The organism is Tepidanaerobacter sp. EBM-38 (assembly GCA_001896545.1).
In the GTDB taxonomy this organism is placed as follows: Bacteria; Bacillota; Thermosediminibacteria; order Thermosediminibacterales; family Tepidanaerobacteraceae; genus Tepidanaerobacter.
Map to the genome: position 1 here is coordinate 1 of MPOT01000010.1, position 9,957 is coordinate 9,957.

Consider the following 9,957-nt stretch of genomic DNA (forward strand, 5'->3'; position numbering starts at 1 on the left):
GGCATACTCTATTAAAAGAGATTTTACCACCTCATCAAGGTCGGAAAAGGGAAGTTTGCACAAAGCTGACAATATTGCTATATGAACGGATTCTTCAGTGCAGTATTCTATATTGTAGGATTTGAGGAGTCTATATCTTTCTTTATTATCAAAAAACTTTTTATAATGTTCAAATATATTTTTTAAAGCTTCATTTTTGACTCCTAAGTTTCTCATAATAATAGTAGTCCTGTCAGTAGAAAATTCATCACTATATTTTAAAATATCTAATAGCCAGTTTTCTCGAGGTCCAGGCTTGCAAAAAGGTGCATATACCAGATAGTTGCTCTTAATATCCTGTTTTTCTAGAAGATATTTTGCATAAAAATAGTTTTGGCCGTCCAATTTTAAAATTTTTGCATTGGAAAGCTCTAAAGTGTCAATTTGACCTTTAAATTCGCCATTATCATCATACCAAAAGATGATATTTCGCTTTTTTCCTTCAGAAAGCCCTTTGTTAAAGTTTTGTTCCAGTATTTTTTTTACTTCATCAAGTTCCAAATTAATCACCTGCTTAAATTTTTGCCAATAAATTTGCCTTTAACGGTTTTTTTCCTTCTCCCTGTGGTATCTCTATACCTTGAAACTTAGCATAATTCACGATTACCCCATCATCAAGGTCTATTTTTATTCTTTGATTTGCCACATGGGCAATCACTTGGTCATACTCAAGGCATTCCTGTATCTGTTTTTGCAGCTTTTCCTTTGCCTTTCGGGCATTATTCTTTTCTCGCAGTGATAAGTTTGAATCTATGATTACATCAAGTCTTTTTATCTCATCCTCATATTTTCTCTGAAGTTTATGAAGATAGTCAATTCTAACGCGGGCTGCAATATGTTCATCATATCTGTGCATGTATATAAGCGCTTTAAACCCATCCTGCCTTCCTGAATCAAATAGCCAGTATATTGGCCTTTGTTTATATGTCTGAACATGGTTTTTATAAAAATCCTTTAAGAAATAGCGGCGCAGTGCCTGACGAGAAGTTTCAGACTTCCGTTTCCCTATACTTTCAGCTATATAGTCTAGATTTTCTTCTAATTTTTCCTCTCCAAAAGTCACCTTCAGGAATTCAATAAATCTTGCAACTATATCATCTTCAAAATACTCTTCATCGGTTATGGGGATGGTGTTGTCGCTTTCCGGTGCAAAGGTGGCATCAATCCATGTATCTTCTAATATATCATTATCTTCATCCTTGACTAGTTTACGGACTTTCCATTGCCCGTTTTCTATCTTCCACTTATCGCTCCACTCCCCTCCTGCATACACCAATCCTTCCACATCAGGAGAATACCTTCCGAACATACAGCCTACTGCATAGGAGATAAATGACTTAATGTCCCGCTCCCTGTCGGCTTTACTTACCGTTACATCTTTTTCATCAACTTCAGGAGTAAGCTCATCTTCAAGACCATAAATCTTGATAAATATTCGGTTTAACTCCTCTTCATTTGCCTTAAGTTGGTAAAATTGTCTTTCCGCAAACTCCGCCCAATTGTCAAAGGCTTTCTCTATGGTGTTTGCATCGCCTTTGTGTGTGAGTATGGGATGTTTTTTAAAGTCCCATGAAGTTTCAAAGGAGTCCCAGTCGGTTTTGGAGATGGAGATGTTTTGTTGAACAAGTTTATTTATTAATTCTTTATGTGTGTAATCTTTAATTATTGGAAGTTTTCTTAATGGCCCTTGATTAAAATCTAATGTTGGAGCTAATATTTTCAACAAAATTTCACAAATAATGGAATTAAAATATGCCAACAAAAGCGGCTCGTCTTGCTCACTGCAAATAAAGCACATTGGGCCCTTAGAATCAAATAAGTGCCCTTCTTTGCAAAATCTCATTGACAATTTTCCTGATGATAAGGCTGACCATGTTAATCCCCTTCTAAAATAATAGTTTTCGTTCCTGATTACAGATTTTTCGAAGTTTCTTATTTCGGCTCCATTATTCTCCCAGTTAACTACAAATTCATTATTTCCATACCATTTTCGAAACTCTCCACCCTTATTGTATGGAAACCATTTTAACTTGCTTTTTGCTGCCTGTTTGCAATCTTTAAATCCAAATCCTATCTTTGCACATGACACTTCAAACCAGAGTCTTAAAAATCTGTTATTATCTGAAGTAGCCATTCCTTGGCGTGGTTCGGCAATCCTCCCTAAGGGAATACTCTCATTAAAAACTTCTCTTATTCTTTCACTCACCCAGTATGCAATCGGACTGCCTGGAATTTTAGAAAAATCAGTGGATGATGAGGTATATCTGTAATCAACATCTGGGTTTTGAATCGCTTCCAAAGTTCTGGCAGATTGATTTTCTGCTCCTCTAAAATCTGATAATCTTATATATTCTCCTGTCTCGCCGGTATTTGAGTTTCTTAAAGTAAATGTGCAAATAGGAACTGTTGCTCCGTCAAATCCAGAATACTCTAATTGAATCAGGCTAGTAATCGCTTTAGACTTAATCATCTTTTTTCTCAGTTCTTCATATGAAGATATAAACATCCAAACAAAAGGAGACATAAAACCTAGATGACCATTTTTCTCTGTATATTTGTAGCTCCGTTCGATAAACACAGAAAATAAATCTGATTTTACACTACTGTAATGTTTATCAATATACTTCTTTAAGTTCTCATTCATTCCTTTCCGCCCCATATAAGGCGGGTTGGTGACTACTACATCATATTTGCTGCTCATTATCTTGGCCTGCTTTATGAGGGGCGGGAGTTTTTCAAGTAGTATTTGTTTATGCCCAAATTCAAATGCGTCGCCGGGATGATTTTGCCGAATTTCCTCTAATCGGTTTTCTGTCTTATCAAAATCAAGCTTTTTCACTTCTAGTATCGAACCATATTCCTTGGCATCTTGAAATACATGGATAAGGTATCTTGCCTGGATTTCAAAATCCGCATCTGATAAGTCGTCTTTGTCCTTTATCTTTTCTTCCAGTTCTGTCTTTGAAATAAATTTTTTTCCACCGGCAAAGTATGTAATAGTTTCTTCAGGTATTCCATTACTTTCTTGGATAGAGCACAAATTTATATCTATGTTTTCGCGAAATATTCGCCTGTTTTTGCTTCTGGCTTTCATCATCACTGCAAAATAGGCCAGTTGGCCCGCTCGATCGTCAATGTCTAACCCGTAAAGATTGTTTTCCAGGATAAGTTTAGGTATCTCCCGTTCAGAATAGCCGGCGCTTTTATATATATCAAAAAGCACATCAAATGCGTAGACTAGTATATGGCCACTGCCCATAGCCGGGTCTAATACTTTTATGTCTTCTGGCTTCATATCCTTACTTTCTGCCCTTATCTTTTTAAGCTGCTCCTCCACTTCCGGCTCCTGCTCAGCCTCATCAATATAATACTTCCACTTCTCTTTTAACTTCTTACTATCCACTACCCACTTCCCACTGCCCACTATCTCCTGCCCACTAATCTTCTCCAGCCACAATCGCCCCAAAGAGTTTTCCACCATATACTTTACTATCCATTTAGGAGTAAACAGCTGGGTTGCAGCAGGAATTTTTTCTTTAGTTATCTTTTGATTTTTCTTAAGACCTGCAAAAACCTCATCTTTCTTTTCTGAAATATAGTATTGATAGAGCCAGCCTATTATCTCTACTTGTTCTTTGAAGTATTCCTCCGGTATATCGGAAACCAGGCGGCGTATAATCGAGCCTTCTGACAGCAAATTCTTCGGCAGCAATATATCAGTATAGTCTCCTATCTTTTCAAATAGCCCAGGGAGAATATCATTTAGCTTGTTGCACTGTTTAACAAGAAGATATCTGAACAGTTCTTCTGTATCATTTTCATCTTTTAGTCTTGCAACTACTTCTTGGTTTAAATCAAGGTCGATATGCTCGGCATATGTGATGATATCTGGTTCTGTTTTCCCCGGTTCTGCTGATGACAGCACTCTGACCCCTGTGGGAATATAACCGTTTACCTCCATGAACCTTAAGGCTATAATCCGGTTAAACCAAGTATAGGCAACTTCTTCAACTACTTGCTCGAATCCTTTTTCGCGTATTTTAGCCTCAAGGCTTTTTCGCTGATTTATTTCAAATGACTTGAGTTTTTTCCCGTTTATTCTTATATAGTCTTGCGATACTTCTTCAGGCTTTTTTATTTCATTTTCCGTGATTCCAAGTTCATAAGCTCTTTGAGAAATATCTTCAATTAATTTATTTCTTGCCCATACGGCATAGTTTTTTATCAAGCTTTTATCCATGGTAACCCCCTACATCTTGCGATAACTGAAATTTTTTTATATTAACCGTCTTCTCTTATAATTGCATTTTCAAAGCTAGTTAGATTAAGCTGCTCATATTCTATATGATTATTTTTTGAAACAGCATTCTCATCGAACCAATCTTTAATACTTATGCGCTCATCTTCATAAACCATTGAATCTATTGGCTTGGCCCCAATTTTTAATAGTTCCTTATTACCCTCAGGAATATTGTCTTCTTTTCTCACAAAAAGCGGTACCCATTGATTTTTTATATTTTCTGTGGCACCGGTCCAAGTACCGCCTTTGTTCAAATCTGATGATATTACTATTGCATACCTAGATAATGCATAAATATACTTGTTTCTCTCCATTGCAGAATATATCGTAAACCGTGATTTCGGGTTTACAGCGGATAGTATCAGTAAATCGCCACTAATTATTTTTTCTCTGATTTCTTTTTTCTTTATTCTCTGTATCATACTATCGGCAATAAAAGCCACTGCTTTCCCGTTACTCTGTAAAGCAGCATTCTGAGCCGCAGTATCTACGCCTTTTGCACCACCTGAAATGATGCTAAATCCTTCCAATACACATTTTTGAGCTATTTTATGTGTAGCAACCAGCCCATGGCTGTCTACATCCCTTGAGCCTACTATAGCCACACCTTTATTATTTGCTATGTTTATATCGCCACAATAAAATATAATTGGTGGGCTTTTTTTCTTTAAAATAGCTTTTAACCGTTTAGGATAGTTTCCTTCTGCTCTAGTCGTTACACCAATACCCATATTGCTTAAGTTATCTAACTCGATCCCCAGTTGACCCGCATTCGAAAGCAATTGTTTCAATCTGTATGTTTCTGCGGGACTGAGATACAACTCTCTTGCCCAATCTTCTTCATCGGTGTGGAAAAATGCTGCAGGCCTTCGTAGAGAGGAGTTAATTAAACGATCTACTAAAGTATTCCACTGCTTTAGAGTATATGGTCTTATATTTTTTTCTTTACTATTGATTACTAAATTCGAGTATATTAAAAGAGTAGCTAAACTATCTTCCGATAAATTGTTCAATCTTTTCACCTTCTAACTTAACTTTGATGTTGATGCAAGGGCAAATGGATAGACATCTCCTGAACCCGCTCTCTTTAAAAGAACACTACATACAGTTATAGTCCATCCGGAGTCAATCATATCATCTACCAGCAATACAGGATTATTTGAAATTTGCCCTTTTATCTCAAACCCATCTAAGGCATTTTTGCTCTGGTAAAAGCTGTTCTCCATTGTCTTTTGTTGAGGGGTATCCTTTTTCTTTTTTATCACATCATAATATGGCAACCCCAATTTTGCCGCCAATCTTTGCGCAAAGCTCTTTACGAGTTCCGGCCTTCTAAGAGATGGTATTGAAGTTACCCATGTAGGTTCACTTTCTTTGTCCCAATTGTTTTTTATTAATTCCACACTTGCATCTACCAATTCATCCCTAAAGTAGTTCTTCTCATATTTATCTTGTCTTACATATTTCCCCAGCCAGTTTTTTGCACTACTAAAGTTTTTTTACTGTTTAATACAGATTCTATTGCTTCCCACTGGCCCTTACGAAAATTGGCATCCCTGCCGAGAATCCTCTTTAATAGTTCCAATCCCCTATCCCGCATTACTCTAACCTCCTCGGTTTTCTTAAACCAATTTGATTATAGTCTCTTCGTCTAATTTACTTTCGAGTTTTTCCTTTATTTCAGCCAATAAATTATCTATATCTCTTTGGGATTCAATAGTTCTGGTTCCCGGCAGTATACTGGCAAGGCTAACGTTTACAGTCTTTCTAACTTTGTACGGCGTCCCTCCTTCTCCACCGCAGAGCGGTCCAGAATGTGTTGGTTCGGTCTTTCTTGATTCAAGCTCTTTTTGTATTGTATTGAGGCATCGAATTTTTAGTGTTTCACTTAATTGTGTCAGCCCATAAATCTCTGCAAGGTTGTTAGAATGTTCTAAGGTATTTAATAAATCATCAAAACTATTTTTGAATTTTGCAGTATATTTATCTCCAAAATCGCATAAAGCAAGTTCTTCTATAACTTTGTCGCGACTTTCTTCTATAGAAGTTTTGATAGGTTCGCTCTCTTTCTCCAATAATTTGGCAAACTCAGTATTAAATTTTTCAATTAAATCCGGTAGTCTGGGTATGTCATTATAGGGTTCTTTCATGTTTACTATGGACTTTATATCCTGTATATATTTTGCTATAACGGGATTTGTTAGATAATCTTTGTTTTTTTCATAAATTTTTATTTTAGAAAGAGCATCATCAAAAATCTCTCTTTGTTTTCCATCTTTGTTAAAGAAGTTTTTGACTTCCGGAGAATAATCCGCATATTCCAGCAGATCATCCTTGTCTTGATATAGAGTGTCGAAAAATTCCTTGGCATCATCTATAGATAATAATTTTTTAAATAATGTTAAGCCTTTTTTTAATATATCTTCACCTGGATAAGGTGCAGTATTATATTCTTCAAGGAGTCTTTCAATTTTGTAGCTTTCTGTTTCAATAAGTTTATCAAGTTCTCGCATAATGCCATCTTCATCATTTGGAAGAGCTATTATGCCAAAAAGTTGCTGACATAAATTTTTCGCATTGGTTATCTGAAAAGGAGGAACCTTTATTCTTTTTTCTATCAACAAACGTTCAGCGTAGTCCCTTTTAGTTAAATAATTTATCAGGTTCTTGTCTTCAATGTTTAGATATTTACTGTTAAGTTGAAGTTTAATCTCTTGTTCTTTGAAGAGTTTTGCAACAAGACCTTCGATGTCTAATTCATTCCAACCATAAGGAGCTTTCGAAAAATGATTTAATATGGAGCGCATGGTTACGGGTATATTTCTTAATGTATTTCTTTCTACATGATTTGCCACTTCATTTAAGGCTAATTTGTTATCTCTCTCTTCTTCTAAGGACACTTGGACTATATTATGTGTCAGTATATTTTCAATATCTCTGGGAGAATCTATAAAATTATCTATATAATGAAGTTTATGATATATGCTTTCTACCAAGATTTTTAAGCCTTCATTTATTCTGTCGATGGGATTTTTTTCTCTGATATCGAGTTTCTGTGAATTAGCATACATCTCTGCGGATTTCAGTGCTTCTTCAATGAGCTCTCTCACTCTAGTCAGACCGTCGGCTGCCTCTCTTCTCTTTCTATCTTTGATGTCTTCAATTTCTGCCGTTGATGTACTCCCCCCTGTTTGACGGAGAAAAGTTTCAATCCTTAATACTTCTTCCATTTCTTCAAGAAAAGTAGTATCTTGAGGTAGTTTTATTATTAAATTATTTTCTCCGGATGACATGAGCTTAAGTGCTTGACTCGTCAGCTCTACTTGTGTTTCATAGTAAGGCGTTATGATTTTTACGCCAATATCATTAGCCTGACTTCCTCTGTATAATCTGTCATCGACATTTTGATTAAAAGGAAAATTATATTGCTGAGAGTATTTATATTTTTTCTCAGGAAAAATATCTTCAAAGATTATTTCCGATATCTTTCTAATTGTTTCGGCCATTTCAACATTGATGCTTTTGATTTCCCTATTAATGTCCTGTTCTTCGTATGTTAGAAATATATATTCATCCCCGCTTTTTTGAACAAGGGTTTCTCTTATTAAACGTTTTAGTGAATTCTCAACTTCCTTTTTTAGTTCCAATTTGTCATCATCTATGTGGCTAATCATAAGAGTTGTAAGATTTTCAATATTGGTGGGAATTTCTTTTACATACCTTGTCATGAAAAGCACTTTCAATAATTCCACATCAAAGTGTTTTAATCTTTCATTTTTTTGAGCATGGTATATTACCGTTTTTATTCCCGAATCTAAAAAGGTTTCAATCGTATCATAGAAAGCATAAAAGGGTATAAGGGCTCCTGCTTCTTCGTCAGCAAAGCGGATACAGGACTCCTGAAAAGCACTTAACATGGAACGCTCACCTTCTGATAGGTGTTTCCCCGATGAACCGTGGATACGAACCGAAGTAAGAACCTCCTGCATCAATTTAAATTGATAGGGAATAAAAGGATAAACCTCTGTAAAATCTTGCGCATCTGTATATATCTTCTTCTCAGGTGTATTTGCTGAAAATGTAATGAGATTTTTTATTACTGAACTTTTATTCTCATATAATAGTTTTAGAGTGTCTTTTCCAACATCGTTTTTCAATAAAATCCTTCGTTTTATAACTTCATCTACATTGGCACTGGAAAGTGAAAGTCGAGTATCAAATCTGCCCTGAATTTTGGAGAAGTCATTGCGTTTTGTGCCTTTCATATTTGTCATAGAATCGATATCCTGTTGACTTGTTACTATAACCCAGGCCTTTCCCCCACATTCGGTTCCCAAATCTTCCACTACAGTCTGTAGATTTAACATAAGGTCAGAATCATCACCTATATATTGGCCCATTTCATCTACGAGAAATACCACATGATGATTGTTACCTTTATTTTCAATATATTCTCTAACTCTTTTAGCAAATTTATCAACACTTAAAGTGTAGTTTTCTTCAGCTTTGTTGTACCAGTTTCTGGCTGCTTCTTTACTCATTTTGGTTGATTTTGCAAGTGCCTCGATTATTGCGTCCTCTTCATAATAAAAATCTTCTCTGGCATCAACCCATTCTCTGCCTGATATTTCTTTAAAAGCTGCTTTGAAGTTATCATAAGTCCCATCTAAAGTCATTTGTCGTTCCAAATCGGCTACCCATGGAATGGAACCGCAAAAACCCTGCATATCATAAAAAACTCGCATAAATACTTTTACAATGGCATCCTTATTTGCCTTTGAATCAGAGTCGCTCTTAGAATCAATATTAAATAAGATAACATCTGTAGGAGTTTCTCCGGCAAGTTTCATATCTGCCAAGACCATTGGGTCTTGTATTTTATCATTAAAATATGTAATAGCTTTTTTACCTTCAACTTCTTTGTTCTCCAGCAAATATGATAATATTTTTAAAAAGTGAGATTTACCGCTACCAAAAAAACCTGAAATCCAGACACCCATTTTATCTGTATAACCATGTATACTTTTTTTATAGTTTTTGAAAAAATCGTCAAAGTGTTTTGACAGTTCTTGAGTTACTACATATTCTTCTAATTCTTGATATATGTTTTCATCGTCATTTTGACCAATTTTGATGACACCTTTAATATCTCTGGTAATATCTTTATAAAACATATCCTTGATTTTCATATACTCTCCCCCAATTTACTGATATTCGTCAATAAATCTAAAGGCCCTGTAGTAATTATCATCTTTAACCTCATCAAGCAAAACAAGAGAACCACCATCATATGTCCCTGGGAAAAACATAACCAGCGGGATTTCATCCACTACCGGATGCAAGTTGTTGAGTATAGTATGAGAACGTATAATAGGCCAAGCCTTGCCTACTCCTGTTAAAAAAATTATGTCGTCTTCTTCAACTCGATCCTTTATGTATTTGATGATTAAATCATTAGCAGTTGTAAGTCTTAAAGCCTTTTTGGCAGCATTAAATACATATTCACTTCCCTTTTTTCGTTCCATTTCGAAATTTTTTTCGAGATATCCTTTTGAGTCAAGAATTTCTAACATTATTTCATATAAATCGAATTCTTTTATTTTAAATCCATAGTTCCC

At 35.4% G+C, this 9,957-nt stretch carries 6 protein-coding genes and 1 pseudogene; all 7 read right to left on the minus strand.

Features of this window, described 5'->3' with window-relative positions; genetic code table 11:
* Positions 1-549, minus strand: a pseudogene (locus tag BUC45_RS00685) (BREX-1 system phosphatase PglZ type A); the annotation flags it as partial.
* A 4-nt stretch (positions 550-553) separates the two neighbouring features.
* The gene (gene pglX, locus BUC45_RS00690) at positions 554-4,279 is read right to left on the minus strand and encodes a BREX-1 system adenine-specific DNA-methyltransferase PglX (RefSeq protein ID WP_296969434.1); all 3,726 of its coding nucleotides are present in this window, start codon (positions 4,277-4,279) and stop codon (positions 554-556) included.
* A 41-nt stretch (positions 4,280-4,320) separates the two neighbouring features.
* Complete coding sequence (locus BUC45_RS00695; protein ID WP_013777645.1) at positions 4,321-5,352, minus strand: DNA-processing protein DprA; 1,032 nt, start codon at positions 5,350-5,352, stop codon at positions 4,321-4,323.
* 12 nt (positions 5,353-5,364) lie between these two features.
* The gene (locus BUC45_RS00700) at positions 5,365-5,742 is read right to left on the minus strand and encodes a phosphoribosyltransferase family protein (RefSeq protein ID WP_296969436.1); all 378 of its coding nucleotides are present in this window, start codon (positions 5,740-5,742) and stop codon (positions 5,365-5,367) included.
* A gap of 53 nt (positions 5,743-5,795) precedes the next feature.
* Positions 5,796-5,939 (minus strand): hypothetical protein, encoded by a 144-nt coding sequence (locus tag BUC45_RS00705; protein ID WP_296969439.1) that lies wholly within the window; start codon positions 5,937-5,939, stop codon positions 5,796-5,798.
* Between the two features lie 22 nt (positions 5,940-5,961).
* Positions 5,962-9,528, minus strand: coding sequence for a BREX system P-loop protein BrxC (gene brxC, locus BUC45_RS00710; RefSeq protein ID WP_296969440.1), 3,567 nt, complete (start codon positions 9,526-9,528; stop codon positions 5,962-5,964).
* 15 nt (positions 9,529-9,543) lie between these two features.
* Positions 9,544-9,957: DUF1788 domain-containing protein (locus tag BUC45_RS00715; protein WP_296969442.1), on the minus strand; the 414-nt coding region annotated here is incomplete at its 5' end.

Coding starts and splice junctions, on each gene's coding strand:
- pglX (WP_296969434.1), bottom strand. CDS start 4,279: ATGGATAAAAGCTTGATAAAAAACTATGCCGTATGGGCAAGAAATAAA.
- brxC (WP_296969440.1), bottom strand. CDS start 9,528: ATGAAAATCAAGGATATGTTTTATAAAGATATTACCAGAGATATTAAA.
- BUC45_RS00705 (WP_296969439.1), bottom strand. CDS start 5,939: ATGCGGGATAGGGGATTGGAACTATTAAAGAGGATTCTCGGCAGGGAT.